Origin of the sequence: Diaphorobacter ruginosibacter (assembly GCF_014395975.1) — a bacterium.
Classification (GTDB): domain Bacteria; phylum Pseudomonadota; class Gammaproteobacteria; order Burkholderiales; family Burkholderiaceae_C; genus Diaphorobacter_A; species Diaphorobacter_A ruginosibacter.
This window is the reverse complement of the sequence record NZ_CP060714.1, coordinates 4,609,390-4,635,196: the sequence shown is the minus strand read 5'-3', so window position 1 is coordinate 4,635,196 and position 25,807 is coordinate 4,609,390. Positions and strand designations below refer to the sequence as shown.

Annotated in this window: 17 protein-coding genes and 1 CRISPR repeat array; of the genes, 9 read left to right on the top strand and 8 right to left on the bottom strand. The window is 61.2% G+C overall.

Going from position 1 to position 25,807, the window contains the following annotated elements:
- Nucleotides 1–3: 3 nt before the first annotated feature.
- Nucleotides 4–999: an isoaspartyl peptidase/L-asparaginase family protein gene (locus H9K76_RS20900; protein ID WP_187597187.1), complete on the bottom strand. Its 996-nt coding sequence runs from the start codon at nt 997–999 to the stop codon at nt 4–6.
- A gap of 10 nt (nt 1,000–1,009) precedes the next feature.
- Nucleotides 1,010–2,017, bottom strand: coding sequence for a MurR/RpiR family transcriptional regulator (locus H9K76_RS20895; protein WP_187597186.1), 1,008 nt, complete (start codon nt 2,015–2,017; stop codon nt 1,010–1,012).
- Between the two features lie 322 nt (nt 2,018–2,339).
- Between H9K76_RS20895 and cas1f the strand changes: the two genes are divergently transcribed.
- From cas1f to cas6f, 6 genes are all read left to right on the top strand, one after another.
- Complete coding sequence (cas1f, locus tag H9K76_RS20890) at nt 2,340–3,341, top strand: type I-F CRISPR-associated endonuclease Cas1f (RefSeq protein ID WP_187597185.1); 1,002 nt, start codon at nt 2,340–2,342, stop codon at nt 3,339–3,341.
- Nucleotides 3,338–6,868 carry a type I-F CRISPR-associated helicase Cas3f gene (cas3f, locus tag H9K76_RS20885; RefSeq protein WP_187597184.1) on the top strand — a complete coding sequence of 1,177 codons (3,531 nt, stop codon included), beginning with the start codon at nt 3,338–3,340 and terminating at the stop codon, nt 6,866–6,868. Before cas1f ends, cas3f begins: the two co-directional genes overlap by 4 nt.
- Before the next feature lie 114 nt (nt 6,869–6,982).
- A complete protein-coding gene (gene csy1, locus H9K76_RS20880; RefSeq protein WP_246475182.1) occupies nt 6,983–8,317 on the top strand; it encodes a type I-F CRISPR-associated protein Csy1 in 1,335 nt (444 codons plus the stop codon).
- Nucleotides 8,314–9,399, top strand: coding sequence for a type I-F CRISPR-associated protein Csy2 (gene csy2 / locus H9K76_RS20875; RefSeq protein WP_187597182.1), 1,086 nt, complete (start codon nt 8,314–8,316; stop codon nt 9,397–9,399). The genes csy1 and csy2 overlap by 4 nt, the downstream gene beginning before the upstream one ends.
- Before the next feature lie 84 nt (nt 9,400–9,483).
- A complete protein-coding gene (gene csy3 / locus H9K76_RS20870) occupies nt 9,484–10,521 on the top strand; it encodes a type I-F CRISPR-associated protein Csy3 (RefSeq protein WP_187597181.1) in 1,038 nt (345 codons plus the stop codon).
- Between the two features lie 17 nt (nt 10,522–10,538).
- Nucleotides 10,539–11,114, top strand: coding sequence for a type I-F CRISPR-associated endoribonuclease Cas6/Csy4 (cas6f, locus tag H9K76_RS20865; RefSeq protein WP_187597180.1), 576 nt, complete (start codon nt 10,539–10,541; stop codon nt 11,112–11,114).
- Between the two features lie 130 nt (nt 11,115–11,244).
- Nucleotides 11,245–13,732: a CRISPR direct-repeat array (repeat unit 28 nt; unit sequence GTTTGCTGCCGCATAGGCAGCTCAGAAA).
- A 197-nt stretch (nt 13,733–13,929) separates the two neighbouring features.
- On the opposite strand, the gene H9K76_RS20860 is transcribed toward cas6f, so the two are convergent.
- From H9K76_RS20860 to rpmH, 5 genes are all read right to left on the bottom strand, one after another.
- Nucleotides 13,930–15,516 (bottom strand): ABC transporter substrate-binding protein, encoded by a 1,587-nt coding sequence (locus tag H9K76_RS20860; protein WP_187597179.1) that lies wholly within the window; start codon nt 15,514–15,516, stop codon nt 13,930–13,932.
- A 189-nt stretch (nt 15,517–15,705) separates the two neighbouring features.
- A complete protein-coding gene (gene yidC, locus H9K76_RS20855; protein ID WP_187597178.1) occupies nt 15,706–17,409 on the bottom strand; it encodes a membrane protein insertase YidC in 1,704 nt (567 codons plus the stop codon).
- Entirely contained in the window at nt 17,406–17,702 is a 297-nt protein-coding gene (yidD, locus tag H9K76_RS20850) for a membrane protein insertion efficiency factor YidD (RefSeq protein WP_187600773.1), read from the bottom strand. The genes yidC and yidD overlap by 4 nt, the downstream gene beginning before the upstream one ends.
- Complete coding sequence (locus tag H9K76_RS20845) at nt 17,702–18,217, bottom strand: ribonuclease P protein component (RefSeq protein ID WP_187597177.1); 516 nt, start codon at nt 18,215–18,217, stop codon at nt 17,702–17,704. The genes yidD and H9K76_RS20845 overlap by 1 nt, the downstream gene beginning before the upstream one ends.
- 110 nt (nt 18,218–18,327) lie before the next feature.
- Nucleotides 18,328–18,462 carry a 50S ribosomal protein L34 gene (rpmH, locus tag H9K76_RS20840; RefSeq protein WP_005798102.1) on the bottom strand — a complete coding sequence of 45 codons (135 nt, stop codon included), beginning with the start codon at nt 18,460–18,462 and terminating at the stop codon, nt 18,328–18,330.
- A gap of 330 nt (nt 18,463–18,792) precedes the next feature.
- On the opposite strand from rpmH, the gene dnaA reads away from it, so the two are divergent.
- The 3 genes from dnaA to gyrB all read left to right on the top strand — a co-directional run bounded on the left by dnaA (nt 18,793) and on the right by gyrB (nt 24,273).
- Nucleotides 18,793–20,217: a chromosomal replication initiator protein DnaA gene (dnaA, locus tag H9K76_RS20835; protein ID WP_187597176.1), complete on the top strand. Its 1,425-nt coding sequence runs from the start codon at nt 18,793–18,795 to the stop codon at nt 20,215–20,217.
- A gap of 154 nt (nt 20,218–20,371) precedes the next feature.
- A complete protein-coding gene (gene dnaN, locus H9K76_RS20830) occupies nt 20,372–21,478 on the top strand; it encodes a DNA polymerase III subunit beta (RefSeq protein ID WP_187597175.1) in 1,107 nt (368 codons plus the stop codon).
- Between the two features lie 185 nt (nt 21,479–21,663).
- Complete coding sequence (gyrB, locus tag H9K76_RS20825; RefSeq protein WP_187597174.1) at nt 21,664–24,273, top strand: DNA topoisomerase (ATP-hydrolyzing) subunit B; 2,610 nt, start codon at nt 21,664–21,666, stop codon at nt 24,271–24,273.
- Nucleotides 24,274–24,682: 409 nt separating this feature from the next.
- Here gyrB and H9K76_RS20820 read toward each other — a convergent pair whose 3' ends face one another.
- Nucleotides 24,683–25,627 (bottom strand): hypothetical protein, encoded by a 945-nt coding sequence (locus H9K76_RS20820; RefSeq protein ID WP_187597173.1) that lies wholly within the window; start codon nt 25,625–25,627, stop codon nt 24,683–24,685.
- Nucleotides 25,628–25,807 lie beyond the last annotated feature (180 nt).

Here is a 25,807-nt window from a genome sequence, read left to right as displayed (position 1 = left end):
CGTTCAGCGGTAGATGAAGGTCTCGGGCGCGACGCCCGCGCGCGCAACACCGCGGTACATGCCCTCGGTGTTGAAGGGCAGGCAGACATTGCCGAAGCGGTCCACCGCGATCAGGCCGCCCGTACCGCCGATGGCCGGCAGCGCCTCGTGCACCACGGCGTTGGCCGCCGCTTCCAGCGAGCGGCCGCCATAGGCCATGCGCGCGCAGACGTCGTAAGCCGCCGCCACGCGGATGAAGCTCTCGCCATGGCCGGTGCAGGACACGGCGGCCGTGCGGTCATCGGCATAGGTGCCCGCACCGATCAGCGGGGTGTCCCCGACGCGGCCCGGGCGCTTGTTGGTGAGGCCGCCCGTGGACGTCGCAGCGGCCAGGTGGCCGTGCACGTCCAGCGCGACGGCGCCCACCGTGCCCATCTTGCGGTTTTCATGCAGCGGACGGGACTGCAGCGCGGCCAGTGCGGCCGCACCATCATGGTCGAGCACGGCGCCCGCGCTGCTGGCCTGCGCGGCCAGCAACTGCGCATGGCGCGCCTCGGTGAAGAAGTAGCCGGGCTCGACCATCGCCAGCCCCGCGCCGCGCGCGAGCTGCTCGGCGCCTTCGCCGATCATCAGCACATGCCTGCCGTCCTGCATCACCGCGCGTGCGGCCTGCACGGGATTGCGGACATGCGAGACGCCCGCCACGGCGCCTGCCGCAAGCGTTGTGCCGTCCATCACGGCGGCGTCAAGTTCATGGGTGCCGTCGGCGGTGAACACCGCGCCGTGGCCGGCATTGAAGAGCGGGCAGTTTTCCAGCTCGGTCACTGCAACGGTCACGGCCTCCATGGCCGAGCCGCCCTGTTCGAGCACGGCCTGCCCGGCGCGCAGCACGGATTGCAGCGCCGCGTGATAGGCGCGCTCCTGGTCGGCGTGGATGTTGGCGCGGCTCAAGGTGCCCGCGCCGCCGTGAATGGCGATCACGGGCGCCGCCGATGCGGCGCGCTGATTCGATGTGCTCATGGATGGACCGTCACTCGGAGGGGGATGTCTTGGACCTGGCTCGGGCAGCCTCGGCCCGGGCGGTTTTGGATGATGGGGCGGACTTCGGGGGCGTCTTCTGCTCCGGCGTGCGCAGGTTGAGGCGCGAGTTGTCCGCGCCATGGAGCCATGGCAGCACGGCCTCCGTCAGTTGCGCCGCGCCTTGCACCGACTCGTTGGCCTGCAGCGCCACGGCGCTGGCCAGCGCCTCGATCAACGCCAGGATTGCGGCCTCGGAATTCGCCGCATAGTAGTTCTCTGTCTGCGCGTAGAGGCAGCAGTCCGCAAGCTGCGCGACAGGCGACTGCGGCCCGTCGGTCAGCGCCAGCACGCGCACGCCGCGTTCGCGGGCCCGCTGCGTCAGCAGGATGGTGTCGGTGATGTAGCGTGGAAAGCAGACCGCGATGACCAGGTCGGTCGGCTTCATGCGCGGCAGCAGGCGCGCGCCGTGCGACGAACCAGCCACGCTGGCCAGCAGATGCACGTTGTCGCAGTGCGCCTCGAGGCAGCGGTGCAGCAGCCCGCAGAGCCAGCCGCTCGACCCGAAGCCCACCACGTAGATGCGCTGCGCGCCGAGGATCTCATGCACCGCCGCCTCGCAGGCCGCGGGCTCGAGCATCTCCAGCGTGGCCGCCACGTTGCGCTGGCTCTCCTCCATCGCCGCGACGAAGGCGTCATGGATCGAACCGGGCTTCTCGAGCCGCGCGCGCATCTTCTCGACGGGCGCCAGCATGGCCTCGAAACCCCGCACCAGTTCCGCGCGCAGCATCGGATACCCATCCAGCCCGATCGCCCGCGCAAAGCGGTTGGCCGTGGCGATCGACACTCCCACCTGCTCCGCCAGCTCATCGATCGGCATGGTCGCCGCCTGCAGCGGATGCGCCAGCACATAGTCTGCCATCTGCTGATGCGAACGCGTCAAACCCGGTCGGGCACGCGCAATGCGCGCGTCGATGGCAAGCGACTGATTTTGAGCATCAACGTGATGGTGGGCGGACATGCGAAGAAAAATGCGATGAATGATCGAAAAATGATCATTTTTCTGAGAAAAAATTCTCAATTGGCTATCTTATTGAAAATTTTCAGATCATTCCATCCTGTGAAGATACTTATCCGTCAGGGAAAATACTAGGTTCGACCAGCATCCCTAACCACAAAGCCTGCAATTGCAGGCTATATGGAACGCCTCGCGAGGTGGACAGGCCCTCGTTAGACGGCTCCTTGTGGCTTCAATTGCCTAGTCACTGAAATCGATATCGAAATCCGGTGTTTGTGTTAGCTTGTAACATCGATGTAGCGACCACTTCACAGCATCTAGCAACATGGATGACATTGCCAGCAGTGATCTCAAGGCCATCCTGCATTCCGCACGAGCGAACATCTACTACTTGGAGCACTGTCGCGTGCTGGTCAACGGTGGCCGCGTTGAATACGTCACTGACGCTGGCAAACGTAGTCTCTACTGGAACATACCTATCGCGAATACAACGAGCATCCTGCTGGGCACGGGAACGTCTATCACGCAGGCTGCGATGCGCGAATTGGCCAAGGCCGGGGTCCTGGTTGGTTTCTGCGGTGGTGGTGGCACACCCCTCTTCAGCGCGAATGAAGTAGACGTAGAGGTCGCCTGGCTGTCACCACAGAACGAGTACCGCCCTACGGAGTACCTTCAGTCCTGGGTTCGGTTCTGGTTCGACGATGAGTTGCGCCTCGTGGCCGCCAAGCATTTGCAGGCACTCCGTCTGGATCGACTGCTCGACGAATGGAATACGCGTGCCTTGCGAGACGCTGGTTTCTTGGTCGATATGAACAGGCTGAAAGCTCTGGCCGATCAATTCCGCTCGCAGTTGGCCAACGCGGCCGATGTGGCAGCGCTGCTGACGGATGAGGCCCGTTTGACGAAAGCACTGTTCAAGCTGGCCGTAGACGCCACCGGCTATGGCAACTTCACCCGTGCCAAGCGCGGCACAGGTACCGACTTGGCTAATCGGTTTCTCGATCACGGCAATTATCTGGCCTACGGGCTCGGAGCCACCGCTACGTGGGTTCTCGGGCTCCCCCATGGTCTAGCGGTGCTGCATGGGAAAACCCGGCGTGGCGGTCTTGTGTTCGACGCGGCAGACCTCGTCAAGGATGCAGCGATTCTGCCGCAGGCTTTTATCAGCGCCATGCGTGGTGATGACGAACAACAGTTTCGCCGTCAGTGCATTGAGACACTCACGCGCAGCACATCACTGGACTTCATCATTGACAGCCTGAAGCAGATCGCCGTCAGCACCGCACAACTGGCAATGTCAACAAAGCCGCCGGACGCCAACACATGAACGTGCTGTTCGTCTCCCAATGCACCAAGCGAGCACTGACCGAGACTCGGCGCATCCTCGACCAATTTGCCGAGCGCCGAGGAGAGCGAACCTGGCAGACGAGTATCACGCAGGCAGGCCTGGACGCCGTACGCAAGCTATTGCGAAAGACCGCTCGCAAAAACACGGCCGTGGCATGCCATTGGATACGTGGACGCGATCACAGCGAATTGCTGTGGGTGGTGGGAGATGGCAAGCAATTCAATGACCTGGGTGCCGTTCCTACCAACACGACTGCACGCAACATTCGCCGAGCAGAGGACGAGCGCACATGGCATTCTCTGCCCACGATCACGGCCTTGTCGGCATTGGCGGCACTCTTGCATGACTTGGGAAAGGCCACCCAATCCTTCCAGGAAAGGCTTTCCACGCCCAACCTGCGCGAGCGCAACCACTATCGACACGAATGGGTCTCTGTGCGACTATTCCAAGCCTTCGTCGGCGACTCTGCCGACGACAGCGAATGGCTCGGGAGGCTTGCGCATGCCGCCGATGACGGCGTCGAGCCGAAGACGTTTGAAACGTTTTGGCTTGATCGCCGAGGCGGTCGCTTGATTTGCGACGGCCTTGATGTGGCGGAAACCGCCGACCCCTTTCATCCTCTCAATCCTTTCCGCAGGCTCCCGCCGCTTGCACAGGCTGTCGCCTGGCTTGTGCTTACACACCATCGTCTCCCCTGTAAGCCGGTACGCTATGAACGCGGCAACCACGACCACGCTGAAACCGCAGACGGCACCAAGCAGAAATGGCGACGATTCGGTGCCCAACCTGGCTTCATTCGCCACGAAGAATTGGAGGGTCTGCTGGCACAAATTCATGCCGACTGGAACGAGCCACGCAATACGCGACCACGATCCCAAATCACGCCTTACTGGACTTTTCCTCACGGACTGCCAGTGGCCCGGCTCGCTTGGCGCAAACAAGCCGCGCGTTACGCCAATCGACTGCTGCAACTGGTGCCCACCTCCGTACAGGCTGAGCGCGTTCTGCATGACCCCTTCACCATGCACGTCTCGCGACTGTGCCTGATGCTCGCCGACCACCACTACTCACGTTTAGGACTCGAAAAAAACGGACAACCGGTGGTGTCACGCAAGCCTTACGTGCAAACCGATGCCCGGCTCGCGGCCAACACCGTGGTTTCAGACTCCGGGACGCGCGTGTTGAACCAGTCCCTCGACGAGCATCTACTCGGCGTTCAGGCCCATGCAAGCCTGATCACCCATTCGCTTCCCAGCTTGGCGCAGAGTCTTCCCGCGCTGCGCCACCATCGCGGGCTCCGAAAGCGCACCGGCAATCCACGCTTCCAATGGCAGGACAAGGCCACCGACCTCGCCACCAGCGTGCGCGAAAGAGCTGCAAGCCAAGGTTGCTTCGTAATCAACATGGCCTCCACAGGCTGCGGCAAGACCTTGGGCAATGCTCGGATTATGAATGCGCTGGCAGATCCGGCACTGGGTATGCGATGCGCGTTTGCCATCGGTCTTCGCACGCTGACCTTGCAAACCGGACGCAGCTTTCAGAACGATCTGGGGCTTGGTGATGACCAACTCGCAATCAAAGTAGGCGGAGCCGCGAGCCACGCCCTATTCGAATACTGGGAGCAACACGCGGAGTCTAGCGGCTCCGCCTCCACTCAAAGCCTGCTGGACGAAGGCGGGCAGGTACTTTTCGAAGGCCATGATCAGCATCCTTTGCTGGAGCGATTGAGCGATGATCCGCAAGTGCGCTCCCTGCTGGCCGCTCCTTTGTTGGTCTGCACAGTGGACCACCTCACTCCGGCAACGGAAAGCCTGCGCGGTGGCCGTCAGATTACCCCCATGCTGCGGCTCATGACTGGTGATCTGGTGCTCGACGAGCCCGACGACTTCGACCTCACGGACCTTCCCGCCCTCACCCGGCTCGTGCATTGGGCGGGATTACTCGGCTCGCGTGTGCTGCTCTCCTCGGCCACGCTTCCCCCTTCATTAGTGGAGGGCCTGTTCCAGGCTTACCGGGCAGGCCGCGCGACATTCCAACGCCATCGCAGCGCACGCCCTGATGAGCCTCTCGCCATCTGCTGCCTGTGGATCGACGAGTTCAATCAGACAGCCGCCGACTGTTACACCGCGTTGGAGTTTCGCGATGCCCATGGCAACTTCGTAAACCAGCGCACGGATCGGCTGGCCAAGGCCGAGATCCGCAGGCTGGCCCAGATTCAGCCGCTTCCCGGAACCTGGTCCGCGCTGAATACCCTCCAACGTCGGCATGAATTCGCCCGTCTCGCCTTGCAAACTGCCTGGGAGCTGCACAGCAATCCCATCCATCATGGATGTGATCCCACCAGCGGCAAGCGCATCAGCTTTGGCCTCATCCGCATGGCCAATATCGAGCCGTTGTTCGACGTGGCGTTGGCGATGCTCACACTGGGGGCTCCCGGCCCGAATGTGCAGATTCACCTGTGCGTCTATCACTCGCAGTTTCCGCTGCTATCTCGCTCCGTCATTGAGCACCAACTGGATGAGCTGCTCAATCGGCGGCCCTTAGAAGACGGAAGCGACCCTGTTTTTTGCCGACCAGCGGTGCGTGCGCTGATCGATAGCCATACGCAGCAGGATCAGATGTTCATCGTGCTGGGCTCACCAGTGACCGAAGTCGGCCGTGATCATGACTATGACTGGGCCGTGGTCGAGCCGTCCTCCATGCGGTCGCTCATCCAGCTCGCAGGCCGCGTGCGCAGGCATCGGCCGGGGGCGGTGGAGCAACCGAACATTCGCATACTCGACAGCAATCTGCGGACCTTCGAGCACAACGACAAAGCTGCGTATTGCAGGCCCGGCTTCGAGGCCGACCCTCTTGCCGGGAACAGTCAGGATGCCGCGCGTCACTTTCATCTGGACTCGCACCAAATGGCGGCGCTGTTATCACGCGAACTGCCAGGCGGCACGCCATGGCCCATGGACTCCCGCCCACGCATCGCTTCCGCCACGAAAGCCTTTAACCCGCGCCTGCATCTCGCGGATCTGGAACATGCGCGCTTGCATGACACCATGCTGCCCCGCGCTCCAGAGAAAAGGCAGCTAACGCCGGTGTCGCGCGCGGCAAGCCTGCACTGGACTCATCCCGAGCCTCTTTGGCTGACCGGCGTACTGCCGCAACTGCAACGCTTTCGCCACGACCCCAAGCCACGCGTCGACGTAGCCATGCTGCCCGATGATGACGAAGCGCGGTTACTGCTGCACCGTGTCACGGATGGTGATCGCAAGGGCCATCAGCTGTATGTATGCATCCACGAGATGTATCTGAGCCCCCTGCCGATACAACAGGCGGCGACGGGCAGCGTGAGCGCCTGGATGCAGCTGGACCTGCTTCAGGAGCTGGCCCTCCTAGCCGACCACCTGGGCATTTCAGTCCAGCGTTGCGCTGAGCGTTTTGCTACGGCCAGCTTGGCGGACTCCACGCATGGGTGGCATTGGCATGAGGTATTGGGCTTCACAAGAAAACATTGAATCGTTCATCAACCTGTCAAACTCAGGAAAGGGAATCATTTCATGTCCATACAACCTCCGTTAGGAGGATCGGCAAGATTCAGGGCTGTGATCGACTGTTTTATCCAAGACCGGATGCAAGCCAAGCTCGACAAGCTCAAGCCCGACGATCCCGAATACGACGAGGTGCGTGCCAGTTTTGCCAGAGACATCTGGCTTGCGAGCGCAGCCAAGCGTGTCGAACAGATCCAGGCCGTCACCCACTCCCTGAAACCCATTCACCCCGACGCACGGGGAACCAACCTGTATGTAGAGCCATCGAAATTGCCCGCACTCGAAGAGTTGGGCAGCCACGCATTGGGCGAGGTTTTCGACATCGATGTTGTCGGAAATGCGGCAGCGCTGGATGTGTACAAGCTACTCAAGCTCCGCAGCGATGGCCGCAGCCTGCTGACGGCTCTGCTCGCCAACGATAGCGAGGCGTTGAGTGCTCTGCATGACAACCCCCAAACGGCTGCTGCCTGGCGAGATGCACTGGTCTCGCTCACCCAGTCCCAATCCGGTGCTGCCAGCAGCCATCCGCTTGCCAAGCAGCTCTACTGGCTGACCGGGGAGGATCCCTGCGACGATGCGAGCTATGAGCTGCTCGCCCCTCTCTTCGCAACCTCGCTCGCCCACGCGATCTTCAAGGAGATCCACGAGGATCGTTTTGGCGAAACCAACAAGGCAGCGCGCCTGGCCCGCAGGGAGGGCAAGGCCCATGAGGGCGTATTCCATGACTACCCCGGGCTTGCCGTGCAGAAGATGGGCGGGACCAAGCCCCAAAATATCTCGCAACTCAACAGTGATCGCAGCGGCGTCAACTACTTGCTGTCGTGCCTTCCACCCATGTGGGACGCCCCCGGCGGCCAACTACCGGTGAGGTCCGAATCCGTCTTCGAAAAACTCTTTGCGGCGCGCCCGGAAGTCAAGAGCCATGTCCGGAAGCTTCGAACTTTCCTCGAATCCGACCCTGCACCCAATCAAGCCACACGCGATCGGCGTGACACGCTTCTGGATGGGCTACTGGACGAGCTGGTTGCCATGGCGGGCGAATTGCAGGAGTGCCCCGCAGGCTGGACGCGGGACAACGACCGCTTTGCCACGTTGGCGATGGACGAAAAGCTCTGGCTTGATCCATTGCGCTCCCAACTTCCCGAAGAATCGGACTTTGCGCGCCAATGGATGTGGATGGATTGGCCCGAAGCCGTCGGGAAACGCTTCGCCCGCTGGCTGAATGCGCAGTTGGGCCACAAACTGCCGGTCGGCGATGTCGAGGCACTTCAATGGAAAAAAGAGTTGCTGACCGACGAGGACGGCTTTGTGCAGCAACTGCGCGAGCTGCGCGCAACACTCCAAGCTACATCGCTTGCCGTAGCCCAGACTACGAGCGTCGGTGACAGTTTGAGCGAACAAGGAGGGGCGACATGAACCATTCGCCTCACAGCCCCCAAGCCATCTTGGTCATGCCTCAATTACGAGTGCAGAACGCCAATGCCATCGGTAGCCCGCTCACCCATGGCTTTCCGTCCATCACCGCCTTCACAGGGTTCATGTGGGCGCTCGAACGCAAGCTCTCCCTGGCAGGAGTTCCACTGCATCTACAGGGAGTGGGAGTGATCTGCCACCGCCATCAGGAACAGGCAACGCAGGGATTCGTGCGCAGCTTTAATCTCACGCGCAACCCTGTCAACAAGGACGGCGGCACAGCGGCCATCGTGGAGGAAGGCCGCACGCACCTGCGCATCACGCTGGTGTTCTCGATCTCGGAAAAGAGAGTGCCTGGTGCGCCCGCCAGACTCGTCCAGGACAACGCTGCACAATTGAAAGATTGGGCTGCACACGCTGGCGATCTGGCGGCGCAAATGCGCATCGCCGGGGGAACGCTCATTCCAACCGATCCGGTGCCCGGCAAACGCACCAAGCCCTGGATCGACATCGTCGCACCCGAAGCCGGGGAAGCCGCGCAGCAGTTCCGCCGCTGGCGCCGCCAATGGTTGCCCGGCTTTGCCCTGGTGGGGCGCGATGCCCTGCTCGCTCAACGCCTTGCGCACTTGAACAAGCAGGCGCCAGGCACAGGATTGTTGCAAGCTTGGCTGCATGCTTCTCGCTTCAACTTCGAACCAGAGACACCTGCTGAGGGCTCCAAGGGCACGCCCGATGGAAAACTGCGCTGGAGTGATCCACTGCGCCCGCGAGGCAGTGGTTGGGTGGTGCCCATTCCCGTGGGCTATGTTGCGCTCTCAGAAAGGCAAGCGGAAGGCTCGGTAGGCAATGCGCGGAACCAAGGCACACCTCTGCGATTCGTGGAATCGGTGCATTCACTGGGGGAATGGGTGGGCCCGCACCGCCTCGACCATCTGGCCCAACTGCTGTGGCATCCGGAATCCGACCTGGCCACCGGCCTGTTTCGTTGTCGCAGCGGATATTCACCGACGGCTGACACCGTTTCTCTTTCGGACGAACCTCCAGCCGAGAGTAGTGAGGACGCTGACACCTACGTCATGGACTAACCCCAATGCCTCTCACTGGCCCTGCTTCCATGACCTTATGTCCGGAAGCCCTCACCGCTCCCATATCAAAGGATTGAATACATCATGTCGAACACCTCTCTCAAGACCGCATCCGTTCTGGCTTTCGAGCGCAAACTGGATCCTTCCGATGCCACATTCCATGCAGGCCAATGGGCAGCACGTGACAGTGCCGCGAGCTGGGAACCGGTAAGGATCAGCACCAAATCCGTCCGCGGTACCATCAGCAACCGGCTCAAGGCCAAGGATCAGGATCCCGCCAGGCTCGATGCATCCATCGAGAAGCCCAATCTGCAGACGGTCGACGTCGCCGCTCTGCCCGCCACACTGGACACACTCAAGGTGCAATTCACACTGCGAGTGCTCGCCGGTACCGGCACGCCATCCGCCTGCAACAGCGCGGAGTACCAGGCCAAGCTGCAGCAGACCGTTCAGGGCTACGTGCAACAACAGGGCTTTGCGGAACTGGGGCTGCGTTATGCCGCCAATCTGGCCAATGCCCGCTTTCTCTGGCGCAATCGACATGGGGCCGAAGAGGTCCAGGTACAGATAGCACGCCTTCGCAACGGCTTGGCCGAAACGACATGGATGTTCGACTCCCTTGCGCAGGGCATTCGCACGTTTGACGCAGGAAATACGGATCTCCAGGCATTGGGCGCATTGATCGCCGATGGGCTTGCCGGGCGGACCGACCCTGCCACTAATCGCCCTGTTCATGTCCTGCTCCAGGTCACGGCATTTGTGCGCATGGGCATGGGTCAGGAGGTATTTCCCTCGCAGGAATTGATTCTGGAGCGTGGCGACAAAAGCAAGACGCTTTATCAAGTGGATGGTGTTGCCTCCATCCACTCGCAAAAGATCGGCAATGCCATCCGTACCATTGACACTTGGTACGAGAATGCGCAGAAACTCGGCCCCATCGCTGTCGAGCCCTATGGCTCCGTTACCACACAGGGGAAAGCCTATCGTCAACCCAAGCAAAAACTGGATTTCTACACACTGTTGGACGATTGGCTGCTGAAAGACAAGGTACCAGCCATCGAGCAGCAGCATTTCGTGATGGCCGTCCTGATTCGTGGCGGCGTTTTCGGCGACGCCAACTGATGCCAGGGAGGTTGGCCATGACCACGCATTACCTCGATATCCATCTTCTGCGCGACCCCGAGTTCGGCCAGCCACAGCTCCTGGGTGCCCTGATTTCCAAGCTGCATCGTGCTCTGGTCCAGCAGGAAAACACGCTGATCGGCATCAGCTTTCCCGAACATATTGATGCTCCAGCCAGCCGTCGCACCCTGGGCAGCTTGCTGCGCCTGCACGGGCACCCAGCAGCACTGGGTGAACTGATGTCCATGAACTGGCTCAGGGGGATGCGCGACCACGTCGAATACGGGCCCATCGCTCAAGCACCGGCCGACGCACAACACCGAGTCGTGCAGCGGCGACAGTTCAAGACCAACGCCGCCCGCCTACGCCGCCGTCGCATGCATCGACATGGAGAAACCATCGACGAGGCCCAAACCGCCATCCCCGACACCGTGGAGCAGCGCCCCCATCTGCCCTATGTTCAACTGCGCAGCAGCAGCACGGGACAGCCATTCTGCCTATTTATTGAGCACGGCCTGCCGACACAGGAAGCCCATCAAGGCAACTTCAACACCTATGGCCTAAGTGCGAGTGCCACGATTCCGTGGTTCTGACCCTTTTTTCCAGCTCGCCAGCCAAATCCTTGAAAATCAACGACTTGGCTGCATCACTGACAAAAGGGGATGCGCTGCTTGAAATGCAATTCATCTTTAAAAATCAAATAGTTAGTGATTTTTTGAGCTAGTTTGCTGCCGCATAGGCAGCTCAGAAAGCACGCAATGCGCCAACCGCAGGGGACGCCGAGTTTGCTGCCGCATAGGCAGCTCAGAAAACCTCGATCGGATCCTCTTTCGCTCTGTCTGGGTTTGCTGCCGCATAGGCAGCTCAGAAAGTGCTGATCAAGCATCCCCAAGCCACGTTTCTGTTTGCTGCCGCATAGGCAGCTCAGAAATCGTAAGGACCCCAGTAGGGCTCATAGAACCAGTTTGCTGCCGCATAGGCAGCTCAGAAAAGTCGTGGCGATCACGCGGCCAGAGCCGGAGCGTTTGCTGCCGCATAGGCAGCTCAGAAATGCTGGTCTGGCGGGAACTTCGGGTCCGGCTTGTTTGCTGCCGCATAGGCAGCTCAGAAAAGGACGCGCCGTTGATGTGGCTGCACTGCCTTGTTTGCTGCCGCATAGGCAGCTCAGAAATTGCGGAGGAATGGAGAAGAACGGCGTGCCGGGTTTGCTGCCGCATAGGCAGCTCAGAAAACCACAATGCAGCCATGGGCCGGGGTGAGCGCGTTTGCTGCCGCATAGGCAGCTCAGAAAATCTTGACGCCCAAGTCCTTTGCCTCGTTCGAGTTTGCTGCCGCATAGGCAGCTCAGAAAACCACCGCTTGCAGCCTGCATCGCCGCGCCACGTTTGCTGCCGCATAGGCAGCTCAGAAAAACTGGTCGGCCCACGTTTTGCGGCGCACGGCGTTTGCTGCCGCATAGGCAGCTCAGAAAGACGAGGTAGCCGAGGCGTTTCGTGTGCTCAAGTTTGCTGCCGCATAGGCAGCTCAGAAAGAGTTCGATCAGGCGACAGCAGATGAGCCAGAGTTTGCTGCCGCATAGGCAGCTCAGAAATGCTGGGCGCGCTGTGCCAGCTTGCTGCCTGTGTTTGCTGCCGCATAGGCAGCTCAGAAAGGCAGGCTCGGCAGGCGCTGCTCATGGCTGGCGTTTGCTGCCGCATAGGCAGCTCAGAAACATGAGCGCTGTGGATGCCGTAAACAAGCAGTGTTTGCTGCCGCATAGGCAGCTCAGAAAGGGTGCTGCGGCGCGATGAGCTCAAGATCCTGGTTTGCTGCCGCATAGGCAGCTCAGAAACGGTCGAAGCCGTTGATCTGCGCACCGAGGCCGTTTGCTGCCGCATAGGCAGCTCAGAAAATACGCGGATTGACGATGTCCAGCGCACTCGTGTTTGCTGCCGCATAGGCAGCTCAGAAATGCCGCGCTGAAAGGTTGGCACGGACAGGAACGTTTGCTGCCGCATAGGCAGCTCAGAAAGCCGTGCTGCCCGCCCTTCTCACCGCCATCTGGTTTGCTGCCGCATAGGCAGCTCAGAAAGGGAGGACGGACTCGACGAACACCTGGGAGCAGTTTGCTGCCGCATAGGCAGCTCAGAAAGTGGCGCCGAGGAGTATGCGGACTCTCATTCCGTTTGCTGCCGCATAGGCAGCTCAGAAAATCAGCAACATGGGGCACGCGCATGGATCGGAGTTTGCTGCCGCATAGGCAGCTCAGAAATCGACCGGCGCCAGCTTGAGCAGCTTGCTCGCGTTTGCTGCCGCATAGGCAGCTCAGAAAAATCGCCGCTTCAGTAGCGGGCAGTGCCGTCGGTTTGCTGCCGCATAGGCAGCTCAGAAACGCCCGAAGGTGCGCAAGCTGCGCGCCGTTGCGTTTGCTGCCGCATAGGCAGCTCAGAAAAGGACGTGCAAGAACACTTCCCTGCCGCGGTGGTTTGCTGCCGCATAGGCAGCTCAGAAAACGAACGACCCCAATATCGGCGTTTTTTCAGAGTTTGCTGCCGCATAGGCAGCTCAGAAAGTGCATAACGGCCAGTTAGACCGATTTGACGCGTTTGCTGCCGCATAGGCAGCTCAGAAAGCCGTCCCCAGCGCGATGATCTGCTCAGCATTGTTTGCTGCCGCATAGGCAGTTCAGAAAGTGAAGGTTTGCTCACCACTGTTCGACTTCCCGTTTGCTGCCGCATAGGCAGCTCAGAAATCAATGGAGGCGATCAGCCAAAAACAGAGACCGTTTGCTGCCGCATAGGCAGCTCAGAAAGTGGGGTTCTGTTCGCCTTGGCACGACTTCGGTTTGCTGCCGCATAGGCAGCTCAGAAAAATGGAGCGAGCGGCAACAAGAACAACAAACTGTTTGCTGCCGCATAGGCAGCTCAGAAAGCTCACCGCGAGGCCGGCAGACGAAGGACTTTGTTTGCTGCCGCATAGGCAGCTCAGAAAATGGTCGAATCAAAGATATGAATCATGTTGAATGTTTGCTGCCGCATAGGCAGCTCAGAAAAACCCATGGCGGCATGTTGAGTAGGGTGGGGTGTTTGCTGCCGCATAGGCAGCTCAGAAAGAAACGCTCGATCACATCGTTTGGGATGGTGAGTTTGCTGCCGCATAGGCAGCTCAGAAACCGCACATGCATGGAAACAAGCAGATGCCCCTGTTTGCTGCCGCATAGGCAGCTCAGAGGCTGGAGTAGCAAGGCACACACATGGTGGTGACGAACCCTCATGCAGTTGTGCTTCACTTCGTTCGTTGTGATCAACCAACGGTAGGACTTGCGCCCACAGGAGTGCATCTATGCAAAAAAGGCGCGGTACATGACCGCGCCTTGCTTGTGGATCATGGGCGGAGGCTGTGCTCCGCCCCTGTCAGTCCGTCATCCCGTCAGTTCAGCGTCGTCCAGTTCAGCATCAGGCGGTCGTCCGCGCGGTGCTGCGTGGTCACGCCCTTGCGCATGGCCCAGGGGCGGATCTGGTGGTGGACCGGGAGGTAGTAGTACTCGTCCTTGACCAGCTTGAGCGCGTCGTTGATCAGCGCATCGCGCTTCGGTGCGTCCATCTCGACCTTGATCTGGTTGATCATGCCGTCGAGCTTCGCGTCGCTGAAGCGGCCGGCGTTGTAGGTGCCCACGCCCTTGCCGTCCTTGGTGGCCATGAGTGCGTCGAGCGAGTACAGCGAGTCGAACGTGGCGACGCCCCAGCCGAACAGGTAGGCATTGACCTCGGCATTCATCACGCGGGTGACGAACTGGGCCATCGGTGCGGTCTTGAGGTTGGTCTTCACGCCGATGCGCGTCCACATCGCGGTCACGGCCTGGCAGATGGCTTCGTCGTTGACGTAGCGATCGTTCGGGCATTCCAGCGTGAGCGAGAAGCCGTTCGGGTAGCCCGCGTCGGCCAGCAGCTTCTTGGCGGCGTCGACGTCGTACTTCGAGGCGCGCGCATCAAGCTCCTTGGACCAGCCATGCACCATGGGCGCAACCATGGTGCCGGCGTTGACCGACAGGCCGCGCATGGTGCGGTCATGGATGCCGGCAATGTCGATGGCCTGGTACATGGCCTGGCGCACGCGCTTGTCCTTGAGCGGGTTCTTGCCGGGTGTGCCAGCGCCCGGCAGTTCGTCGCGGAACTGGTCGAGGCCCAGGTAGATGGTGCGGTTTTCCGCGCCTTCGAGGATCTTGATGTCGGGGCTGGCCTTCATGCGCGCCAGGTCCTGTGGCGGCGGGTCGATCACGACGTCGACCTGTCCGGAGATCAGCGCCGCGGTACGCGTGGCGGCCGACTTGATGGGAGTGAACACCACCTCATCGATATTGCCCCGGGGCTTGTCCCACCAGTTGGCGTTCTTCTTGAGCGTGAGCTTCACGTCGGGCTGCCAGCTGACCAGCTGGAACGGGCCGGTGCCGTTGGCGTTGCGCGAGGCGTAGTTTTCTTCCTTGCTCGCGTAGTCCTGCGACTTGACGGAGTTGTTCTTCTCGGCCCAGGCCTTGTTCATGATGCGAGCCTCGGTCAGGTCGCGCAGCAGCGTGGGGTTCGGGCCCTTGAGGATCAGGTCGACGGTGAAGTCGTCGACCTTCTTTGCTTCCTGGATGCTCGCGACGGCAGCGATCATGTTCGATGGCTTGGTGCCCGCGCGGGTCAGGGAGAACACCACGTCGTCGGCGGTGAAAGGCGCACCATCATGGAACTTGACGCCCTTGCGCAGTTCGAAGCGCACCTGGGTTGGGGACACCTGGGTCCACTTGGTCGCGAGCGCGGGAACGGTCTGGTACTTGTCGTCATAGCGCACCAGGCTTTCGTACACCTGCTGCATGTAGGCGTGCGTGGTCTGGTGATTCTGCGCCATCGGGTCGGTGGTGAGAATGTCGTTGGCACCTGCCGTGCGCAGCGTGACCGCGCTGGCCGTTGCGGCCATGGTGAACAGCATGGCCGCGACCAATGCGCCTCGCTTGAAGCTCGCTCCTCGATTCATATCCCTGACTCCTGACTGAGTGGGTGACTGTCGTCACGTCCGTGAATTGGATGATGTCCCCACTTGCAAGAGTCGTGCCCTGCACGCGAGGAACAAAGGAACTCGCATGCTACCGAAAACGACAACGGCCGCGTAGCGGCCGTTGGGTGATTTAGCTAGGGATAAACGCGAAAGCGTCTCCGCGGAGCGTCACTTGAACTTGGGCAAGTTGAACTGCGGCGGCACACCCATGCGCGTGTTGATGATCCACTGCTGCGCGATGGACAGGATGTTGTTCGTCAGCCAGTACAGCACGAGGCCGGCCGGGAAGAAGAAGAACATCACCGAGAACATCAGCGGCATGATCCACATCAGCTTGGCCTGCATCGGATCCGGCGGTGCGGGGTTCAGCGCGGTCTGCAGCAGCGAGGACAGGGTCATCAGCAGCGGCAGGATGAAGAACGGATCGGGCACCGAAAGGTCGTGGATCCAGCCGATCCATGGCGCATTGCGGATTTCCACGCTCGATTGCAGCACCCAATAAAGTGCCATGAACACGGGAATCTGCACCAGGATGGGCAGGCAGCCGCCCATCGGATTGACCTTTTCCTCGCGGTAGATGCGCATCATCTCCTGCTGCATCTGCTGCGGCTTGTCCTTCAGGCGCTCGCGCATTTCCTGGATGCGCGGGTTGATGGCCTTCATCTTGGCCATCGAGGCATAGGCCTTGGCGTTCAGCCAGTAGAAGGCGACCTTCAGCAGCAGCACCAGCGCCACGATCGACCAACCCCAGTTACCGATGAAACCGTGCAGCTTGGACAGCAGCCAGTACAGCGGCTTGGCCAGGATGGTCAGCCAGCCATAGTCCTTGACCAGTTCCAGGCCGGGGGCCTGGGCTTCCAGCATCGGCTCGATCTGCGGGCCGGCGAAAAGGCGCGCGGAGACCGACTTGGTCTGGCCCGGCTCGACCGTGCCCACGGGCGTCATCATGCCGACGGCGTAGAGGTTGTTGCCGACCTTGTTCACGAAGTTTTCACGCTGCGTGTCATCGGCCAGCAGCCAGGCGCTCGCGAAGTAGTGCTGCACCATCGCCACATAGCCGGCGTTGGAGGTCTTCTCCACGCTGACCTTGTTGTTCTCGATGTCCTTGAAGGTGACCTTCTGGTACTTCTTCTCGGCCGTGTACACGGCAGGGCCGGTGAACGTCGAGTAGAAGGGCGTCTGGTCGCCCGACTCGGAGCCGTCGCGCACCAGCTGCATGTACAGGCGCGGGTTCACGGCGGCGCCGCTGTTGTTCACCACATCGTGCTGCACGGCCACGTCGTAGGCGCCGCGCTTGATGGTGTAGGTCTTGACCAGCTTCACGCCGCCGACTTCGGCGGATTCGAAGCGCAGCTGCACGGAGTCCTGGCCGTCCTTGAGCTCGCGGGCGCCGGGTTGCACGGTCATCGCGGTCTTGTGGGTCGGGAAGGTGCCGCCGATCAGGCCGGTCTGGCCGAGATACTTGTGCGTCGCCGAGTCGTCGAACAGCACCACGGGCTTGGGCGGCTCGGACTTGTCGAAGTACTTGAGCAGCTCGGCATGCTTGAGCGTGCCGCCCTCGCTGTCGAAGGTCAGGCGCAGCACGTCGGTGGTGATGACCACGTCCTGGCGCGGTGCGGCATTGGCCACAGGCGCGGCCGCGTCGGCACCCGGCACGGCCGATGCACCGGCAGCGCCCGAGGCGGCAGCCGTCGTCGCCGTCGGCACGGTGGCATCGGCGGAAGCCGCCGCATTGGCGGCCTTGGCGGCCTGCTGCTCAGGCACGGGGAAGAAGGTGGCCTTGTGGCCGTTATGTACTTGCCACTTGTCCCACAGGAGAACCAGCGAGAAGGCAAATATCACCCACAGTATGGTGCGGCGAATGTCGTTCATGAAGTCTTCGTAGAAGAGGAAGCGGATGAAGAGGAGGAATCCAGGTGCCGTGAAAACAGCCGCATTGCGCGCGGCGGATCCTGCGGTACTGGATCGTGCCCTCCGTCACACCAGGGATGACAGCGCGCCAGGCGTCGCAGCGTCAAGTAGCTGCCGGCCGCCGCGCCATGTTTTTCCAAAGCCCCGAGAGCATAAACCGAACAGGTCGGTTCAAAGCGGCAAGCCGAGCCGAGCCAAGGGCTAAGCAGCAGCCGGTAGCCACGCACCAGCCCCATGAGCATGTTGCGCACGATCATGATGGGACGCCCGCCTTGGCGGGTGCGCCGGAAGATGGCCTGGACTGGCGGCGCACGGCATGGGCGAAGAGCTGTTCGAGCTCCGCGCGCACGGCGGCCTTCAGCGCATCGGATGTGGCGCTTGGAAACTGCTTGCGGTCGAAGGTGGTACGCAGACGCACCACATGCGCGGCCAGCGGCAGTTGCGACTCGAACGCCGCACCGGCCACATAGATCTGCCGTTTGATGGCATTGCGCGTGACGGCACGCCGCGCCCAGCGCTTGGGAACCATGGCTCCCAGCCAGGGGCCCGCGGGCTCGTTGGCGGCCACGACAAACAGGGCCTGCGCATCGTGCTGCTCGCGCGGCACGCTGCCAGACCCATTCTGTGTGTTCGTTTCGGCTGGAATCCTGGGGGAGTCACCGTCCGGCGGCACCAGGCCCAGCCTGTGCAGGACGAAGTGCTGTGTGCGGGAAACGGTTCCACCCGCCATGGCAGCCTGAAACTGAGGGCGGGTTTTCAACCGGTGCATAAGCGCCAAAGCAACGCCCTGCGCGGATGGAGGAGGCTTGCAACCGGGGCCTTCAACTCAGCCAGCCGCAAAGGGCTGCCGAGCCTGCGGGCCCGTCAGTCAGCAAGACCTCAGACAGCCAGACGCTTGCGGCCCTTGGCGCGGCGAGCGTTGATGACGGCGCGGCCGCCACGGGTCTTCATGCGAACCAGGAAGCCGTGGGTACGTGCGCGGCGGGTCTTGGAAGGCTGGTAAGTACGTTTCATGATTCAAATTCCTTGATAGTTCAGTTACAGGCCCGGCTTCGATCGGCCGAAAAGCCCGCCAGACAATCCCGGTTGCCTTCAACAATTAAAGGCCCGCCCGGGCTGGATCACCCTGAACAGGTTCAGGGAAACCCGCGATTATTGCAGGCTTGGCGCATCCTTGCAATCCCCGGGAATTGTCGGCCTATTGCCCGCCCGCCCCTCTGGCGCCCTGGGGGAACGGGGGCAGGCTGCGTATAGATATGCGGAAAAATTGTGGATAACTCCTCCCGGAAGGTACAATGGGGGCCCTTCAATGTTCCTCCTATCCACAACTAGAATTCCCCTGAAATGATCGAGGAACCTTCCCATCCTTCCCATGACGAGCCCGGCTCGGATGCTGGGCAAGGTCTGTGGCAAGCCTGCGTGGAGCAGCTTGCACAGGAGCTGCCCGAGCTGCAGTTCAACACCTGGATCAAGCCTTTGGTGGCCCAGGTGGAGCCCGACCTGTCCAAGGTCACCCTGTTCGTGGCCAACCGCTTCAAGCTGGACTGGATCCGCGCGCAATACGCAGGCCGCATTTCGGCCATTCTCGAAGGCCTGTATGGCCAATCCATCCCGCTGGAGTTAGCACTCGCTCAGCGTGAAAGCGTGGTGCGCAAGTACATTCCGCCGCAACCCGCAGCACAGCCCGAGCCCGCCGCCGCGCCCGAATCCGCCCCGGCAGCCGCCGAGGAAAACGGCTCGGGCCCATTCCGCTCGCGCCTGAACCCGGCCCTCACCTTCGATTCGCTGGTGGAAGGTACGGCCAACCGCATGGCGCGCTCGGCGGCCATGCACGTGGCGGCGTCGCCCGGCCACCTGTACAACCCGCTGTTCATCTACGGCGGCGTCGGCCTCGGCAAGACCCACCTGGTGCATGCCGTGGGCAACAAGCTGCTGGCCGACAAGCCGGACGCCAAAGTTCTCTACATCCATGCCGAGCAGTTCGTCTCGGATGTGGTCAAGGCATACCAGCGCCGCACCTTCGACGACTTCAAGGCGCGCTACCACTCGCTGGACCTGCTGCTGATCGACGACGTGCAGTTCTTCGCGAACAAGGATCGCACGCAGGAAGAATTCTTCAACGCGTTCGAGGCGCTGCTCGCCAAGAAGAGCCATATCGTGATGACGTCGGACACCTACCCCAAGGGTCTGGCCAACATCCACGAACGCCTGGTTTCGCGCTTCGATTCGGGCCTCACCGTGGCGATCGAGCCGCCCGAGCTCGAGATGCGCGTCGCCATCCTGATCAACAAGGCGCGCGCCGAGAACGCCGACATGCCCGAGGAAGTGGCCTTCTTCGTCGCCAAGAACGTGCGCTCCAACGTGCGCGAGCTCGAAGGCGCCCTGCGCAAGATCCTCGCGTACTCGCGCTTCAACCAGAAGGAAGTCTCCATCCAGCTGGCGCGCGAGGCGCTGCGCGACCTGCTGTCGATCCAGAATCGCCAGATCTCGGTGGAAAATATCCAGAAGACGGTGGCCGACTACTACAAGATCAAGGTGGCCGACATGTACAGCAAGAAGCGCCCCGCGAGCATCGCCCGCCCGCGCCAGATTGCGATGTACCTGGCCAAGGAATTGACGCAGAAAAGCCTGCCGGAAATCGGGGAATTGTTCGGTGGCCGCGACCACACCACGGTGCTGCATGCCGTGCGCAAGATCGCGGGCGAGCGCCAGCAATTGACAGAGCTCAATCAGCAACTGCACGTGCTGGAGCAAACCCTCAAGGGGTAACCATCCCGATGTTGATCTGCCATCGAAATTGTTTCATATCACAGGCAAAATGCCATGTCGGGCGGGCCGGCCAAGCTCTTGAGAGGGAGCAAAGCCCTGCGTGCAGCCGCCCCTCACAGCTTTTACCTTTCAAAAACCAACCAAGGTTGAAGACATGATTGTCCTGAAGGCAACACAAGACAAGGTCCTCGCAGTACTGCAATCGGTGTCCGGCATCGTCGAACGCCGCCACACCCTGCCCATCCTGGCCAATGTGCTGATCCGCAAGACAGGCAATGCCCTGCAGCTCACCACCAGCGATCTGGAAATCCAGATCCGCACCACGGCGGAGCTCGGCGGCGATACCGGCGAGTTCACGACCACCGTCGGCGCGCGCAAGGTGATCGACATCCTGAAGACCATGCCTTCGGACCAGACCGTGAGCCTGGAGTCGAGCCAGAACAAGCTCATCCTCAAGGGCGGCAAGAGCCGCTTCACGCTGCAGTCGCTGCCCGCGGAAGACTTCCCGCTGGTGCAGGAAGCCGCCGGCTTCGGCCCCGCGTTCAGCGTGCCGCAGAAGGTGCTCAAGAACCTGATGGGCCAGGTGTCGTTCGCCATGGCGGTGCAGGACATCCGTTACTACCTGAACGGCATCCTGTTCGTGGCCGAAGGCAACACGCTGAGCCTGGTCGCCACCGACGGCCACCGCCTTGCGTTCTCCAGCGCCACGCTCGACGTCGAGGTGCCCAAGCAGGAAGTGATCCTGCCGCGCAAGACCGTGCTGGAACTGCAGCGCCTGCTGTCCGACGCCGATGGCGCCATCGAGATGCAGTTCGCCAACAACCAGGCAAAGTTCTCGTTCGGCGGCATGGAGTTCGTCACCAAGCTGGTCGAGGGCAAGTTCCCCGACTACAACCGCGTGATCCCCCGCAACCACAAGAACAGCATCACGCTGGGCCGCGCACCGCTGCTGGCCAGCCTGCAGCGCACGGCCATCATGACCAGCGACAAGTTCAAGGGCGTGCGCCTGAACCTCGAACCCGGCCTGCTGCGCGTGGCGTCCAACAACGCCGAGCAGGAAGAGGCGGTGGACGAGCTGGACATCGACTATGGCGGCGACACCATCGAGATCGGCTTCAACGTGAGCTATCTCATCGACGCGCTCACCAACATGAGCCAGGACATGGTCAAGGTGGAACTGTCCGACAACAACAGCTCCGCACTGCTCACCATTCCGGACAACGACAACTTCAAGTACGTCGTGATGCCCATGCGTATCTGAGGTCTGGAACCCCACTGACGCACTGATCTACACGTCAATTCATCAAGGCTGCCATTGCTTGTTTTTTGAGCAATGGCAGCCATTTGATCATTTGATTGACTGAAATATCGACAGATTGTTAATGCCGGTCTCCCTGCCCCAAGCAGGATGCTGACCGGCTGATCGAGAGAAGAAAGCATTCCTCCATGACCGCAGAGAACACGCAGCCCACACCTGAAGAGCCGACCGCAAACCAAGGCGGCCCAGCTCCCGCGCCTTCCGCCGCACCGAGCGAAGGCTACGGCGAAGGCGCGATCCAGATCCTCGAAGGCCTGGAGGCCGTGCGCAAGCGCCCCGGCATGTACATCGGCGACACCTCCGACGGCACGGGCCTGCACCACCTCGTGTTCGAAGTGGTGGACAACTCCATCGACGAGGCGCTCGCCGGGTTCTGCGACGACATCGTCGTCACCATCCACACCGACAACTCGATCAGCGTCGTCGACAACGGCCGCGGCATTCCCACGGGCGTGAAGATGGACGACAAGCACGAGCCCAAGCGCTCGGCCGCGGAAATCGCGCTGACCGAACTGCACGCGGGCGGCAAGTTCAACCAGAACAGCTACAAGGTCTCGGGCGGCCTGCACGGCGTGGGCGTGTCCTGCGTGAACGCGCTGTCGATCAAGCTCAAGCTCGTGGTGCGCCGCGACGGCCAGATCCACCAGATCGACTTCTCGCGCGGCCAGGTGCAGGACCGCATCATCGAAGTCGTGGACGGCTTCGAGATCTCGCCCATGAAGATCGTCGGCCCGACCGAAAAGCGCGGCACCGAGGTGCGCTTCCTGCCCGACACCGAGATCTTCAAGGAAAACTACGATTTCCACTATGAAATCCTCGCCAAGCGCCTGCGCGAGCTCTCCTTCCTGAACAACGGCGTGCGCATCCGCCTTGTCGACGAGCGCACCGGCAAGGAAGACGACTTCTCGGGCGCCGGCGGCGTCAAGGGCTTCGTCGAATTCATCAACGGCACCAAGAAGGTGCTGCACCCCACCGCGTTCCACGCCATCGGCTCGCGCCCCGCGGAAACCTACGGCGGCATCCCCGGCACCGAGATCGGCGTGGAAGTGGCCATGCAGTGGAACGAAAGCTACGGCGAGCAGGTGCTGTGCTTCACCAACAACATCCCGCAGCGTGACGGCGGTACCCACCTGACCGGCCTGCGCGCCGCGATGACCCGCGTGATCGGCAAGTACATCGAACAGAATGAGTTCGCCAAGAAGGCCAAGGTGGAAGTCACCGGCGACGACATGCGCGAAGGCCTGTGCGCCGTGCTGTCGGTAAAGGTGCCCGAACCCAAGTTCTCCAGCCAGACCAAGGACAAGCTGGTCAGCTCGGAAGTGCGCGCGCCCGTGGAAGACATCGTCGCCAAGGCACTCACCGACTACCTCGAGGAAAAGCCGAACGACGCCAAGATGCTGTGCGGCAAGATCGTCGAGGCCGCCCGCGCTCGTGAAGCCGCCCGCAAGGCCCGGGAAATGACCCGCCGCAAGGGCGTGCTCGACGGCATGGGCTTGCCCGGCAAGCTGGCCGACTGCCAGGAGAAGGACCCGGCGCTGTGCGAAATCTATATCGTCGAGGGTGACTCCGCTGGCGGCTCCGCCAAGCAGGGCCGCGACCGCAAGTTCCAGGCCATCCTGCCCCTGCGCGGCAAGATCCTGAACGTGGAGAAGGCGCGCTATGAGAAGCTGCTGTCCAGCAATGAAATCATCACGCTGATCACCGCGCTGGGCACCGGCATCGGCAAGGCCAGCGTGGAAAGCGGCAAGAGCGGCTCGGACGACTTCGACCCGAACAAGCTGCGCTACCACCGCATCATCATCATGACCGACGCCGACGTGGACGGCGCGCACATCCGCACCCTGCTGCTGACCTTCTTCTACCGCCAGATGCCCGAGCTGGTCGAACGCGGCCACATCTACATCGCCCAGCCGCCGCTCTACAAGGTGAAGAACGGCAAGGAAGAGCTGTACCTGAAGGACGCCTCCGCGCTCGACAGCTACCTGCTGCGCGTGGCGCTGAACAACGCCAGCATCTCCACCGGCGGCGCCAACGCGCGCGTGCTGCAGGGCGACGAGCTCAACGACCTGGCGCGCAAGCACCAGCACGCCGAACAGGTCATCGAACGCCTGTCCGCCTTCATGGACGCCGAAGCCCTGCGCGCGATCGCCGACGGCGTCGAGATCAAGCTCGACACCGTGCAGGACGCCGAGGCCAGCGCCGTGCAACTGCAGGCCAAGTTGCGCGAGCTCAACACCAACGGCGTGCCCGCCGACGTGGCCGGCGAATTCGACGCCCGCACCGACAAGCCCATCCTGCGCATCAGCCGCCACCACCACGGCAACATCAAGAGCAGCATCATCACGCAGGACTTCGTGCATGGTGCCGACTACGCCGCCCTCTCCGAAGAGGCCCACATCTTCCGCAACCTCATGGGCGAAGGCGCCAAGGCCACCCGCGGCGAGGGCGAAAAGGCCAAGGAAGAAAAGGTGACCGATTTCCGCGGCGCCATGCAATGGCTCATCAGCGAAGCCGAACGCACCACCGCCCGCCAGCGCTACAAGGGCCTGGGCGAGATGAACCCCGAGCAGCTCTGGGAAACCACCATGGACCCCGAAGTCCGCCGCCTGCTGCGCGTGCAGATCGACGACGCGATCGAAGCGGACCGCGTATTCACCATGCTGATGGGCGATGAGGTGGAACCTCGCCGGGACTTCATTGAGACCAATGCGTTGAGGGCGGGGAATATTGATGTTTGAGGTTGTCTGTAGATGACAGCAAAAAGTGAGAAAAGTGCAGCATAAGTTGAGAAACTGACTGCTGCGCACAAGACCAAAAACCGCCTGAGTGATGGACTCTAGGCGGCTTTCTTTTTTTTGGGGATTCGCCAAGCCTGCGCTGGACAGGCCGCACCGCCGTCCACGACCCTTGAGCTAGGTCCGCTGTCGGCCGATTGCGGACATTCGCCTATTCGCAAAAAGTCAATTCACGATATGCACCGACCATAAAAAAACCAAGCCACCTGCAGGTAGCCTAGTGATGATTTGATGGGCTAGCCCCTTTACCATACTAGGTAAGCGGCTGCGTTATTGCTGTATCCTAGTTTCGGAATTGTTAGTTCTCACGGCCAGTTAAGCAACAACGGGGGTTTCCGGTCTAAACCCTGCTTCATGGTTCGTTGTTATCGTCGTCCATTTCGTACTCAACGGGGCGTAGCTCAGGCTCTATCTGGAAGTAGTCTGCAGGGTCCTCATACGAGGTTGAGGTGTAAGTACTACCCAGCCCGCATGCGTTGAGCTTGGAAAATCCACTCACCTTCAGTTCGCAGGCCTTGCAGTCAAAATGCGCGGGGAGCATTGGGGTACGTGTAACGATGACATCGTTCTCCATTGCAGTTTTGGACGCACCGGCTGCCGTGCCCTGTACGAGAGCGATGCATCCGCATGACGGGCATGTCACTCGATGGCCGACCGCTTTGGTCGACGACACAACGGCAAGGTCCTTCAGACCTTGACGGTCCTCGGGGCTCTTGTTTTCCCATACTGTTCGGTGGGCCTGGATTGCCTGTTTGACAGCCTTCGCAGCTTCATCCTTATGCGCTTGAATCATTAGACCTGCGGTTTTTGCTTCTTCAGCGCCGAAGATTTCAATAAGACTGGAACCGGCCGCGACTACGAGTGGCTCGCATGCCGCATAAAACTGGGGGAGCCAGTCTGTTCCAAGTGCATCAAACGCAAGCCTGCCACTGTGGAGCTCTGCATTACGTCGCTGGAAGTGAAGAGCGCAGAAACCGACCATTTCGCGGTTGAAGTCTGGATAGAGCGCGTTTGCACGCGCAGCAGCTTCGGAAATATCGATGGATTTCGGCGATTGCTTATTCCCCGACGACTGTTGGTCAAGTGCGAAAGCTAGGTTGCTCCAATCTTTGCCATCGGCAAGAAATGCGGGCGACGCTTTGGACACTGCTGCGCGGACAATCATCTCGAGGCACAGCGAAGACCAGAATCCAAACTCCCAATCATCGCGCGGCCGCTCAAGCATCTTGTCGGCGAAGCGCTGCGCCTTGGCAAGCAAAGTCTCTGCCGACCATTCGTGCGGGGTTTTAAGCACCATCGTTCGCCTCCGTAAAATATGCGCGTTCAACTTTGCGGTGCAAGGCATGTGCTGGCACTTCGCTACGGCCGTGCAGCACGGCCCAGTTGTCAATCAGGATGGTATGAGCTGGGCGTTCCAGAACAACCTCTTTAGCTCGAGCCTTTGTCAAACTTGCTTCTACCTCTGCTCGTACGCGGA

Excerpts from the sequence above, each read along its gene's own strand:
- H9K76_RS20900 (WP_187597187.1), bottom strand. The coding sequence starts at position 999 with ATGAGCACATCGAATCAGCGCGCCGCATCGGCGGCGCCCGTGATCGCC.
- H9K76_RS20895 (WP_187597186.1), bottom strand. The coding sequence starts at position 2,017 with ATGTCCGCCCACCATCACGTTGATGCTCAAAATCAGTCGCTTGCCATC.
- cas1f (WP_187597185.1), top strand. The coding sequence starts at position 2,340 with ATGGATGACATTGCCAGCAGTGATCTCAAGGCCATCCTGCATTCCGCA.
- cas3f (WP_187597184.1), top strand. The coding sequence starts at position 3,338 with ATGAACGTGCTGTTCGTCTCCCAATGCACCAAGCGAGCACTGACCGAG.
- csy1 (WP_246475182.1), top strand. The coding sequence starts at position 6,983 with ATGCAAGCCAAGCTCGACAAGCTCAAGCCCGACGATCCCGAATACGAC.
- csy2 (WP_187597182.1), top strand. The coding sequence starts at position 8,314 with ATGAACCATTCGCCTCACAGCCCCCAAGCCATCTTGGTCATGCCTCAA.
- csy3 (WP_187597181.1), top strand. The coding sequence starts at position 9,484 with ATGTCGAACACCTCTCTCAAGACCGCATCCGTTCTGGCTTTCGAGCGC.
- cas6f (WP_187597180.1), top strand. The coding sequence starts at position 10,539 with ATGACCACGCATTACCTCGATATCCATCTTCTGCGCGACCCCGAGTTC.
- H9K76_RS20860 (WP_187597179.1), bottom strand. The coding sequence starts at position 15,516 with ATGAATCGAGGAGCGAGCTTCAAGCGAGGCGCATTGGTCGCGGCCATG.
- yidC (WP_187597178.1), bottom strand. The coding sequence starts at position 17,409 with ATGAACGACATTCGCCGCACCATACTGTGGGTGATATTTGCCTTCTCG.
- H9K76_RS20845 (WP_187597177.1), bottom strand. The coding sequence starts at position 18,217 with ATGCACCGGTTGAAAACCCGCCCTCAGTTTCAGGCTGCCATGGCGGGT.
- rpmH (WP_005798102.1), bottom strand. The coding sequence starts at position 18,462 with ATGAAACGTACTTACCAGCCTTCCAAGACCCGCCGCGCACGTACCCAC.
- dnaA (WP_187597176.1), top strand. The coding sequence starts at position 18,793 with ATGATCGAGGAACCTTCCCATCCTTCCCATGACGAGCCCGGCTCGGAT.
- dnaN (WP_187597175.1), top strand. The coding sequence starts at position 20,372 with ATGATTGTCCTGAAGGCAACACAAGACAAGGTCCTCGCAGTACTGCAA.
- gyrB (WP_187597174.1), top strand. The coding sequence starts at position 21,664 with ATGACCGCAGAGAACACGCAGCCCACACCTGAAGAGCCGACCGCAAAC.
- H9K76_RS20820 (WP_187597173.1), bottom strand. The coding sequence starts at position 25,627 with ATGGTGCTTAAAACCCCGCACGAATGGTCGGCAGAGACTTTGCTTGCC.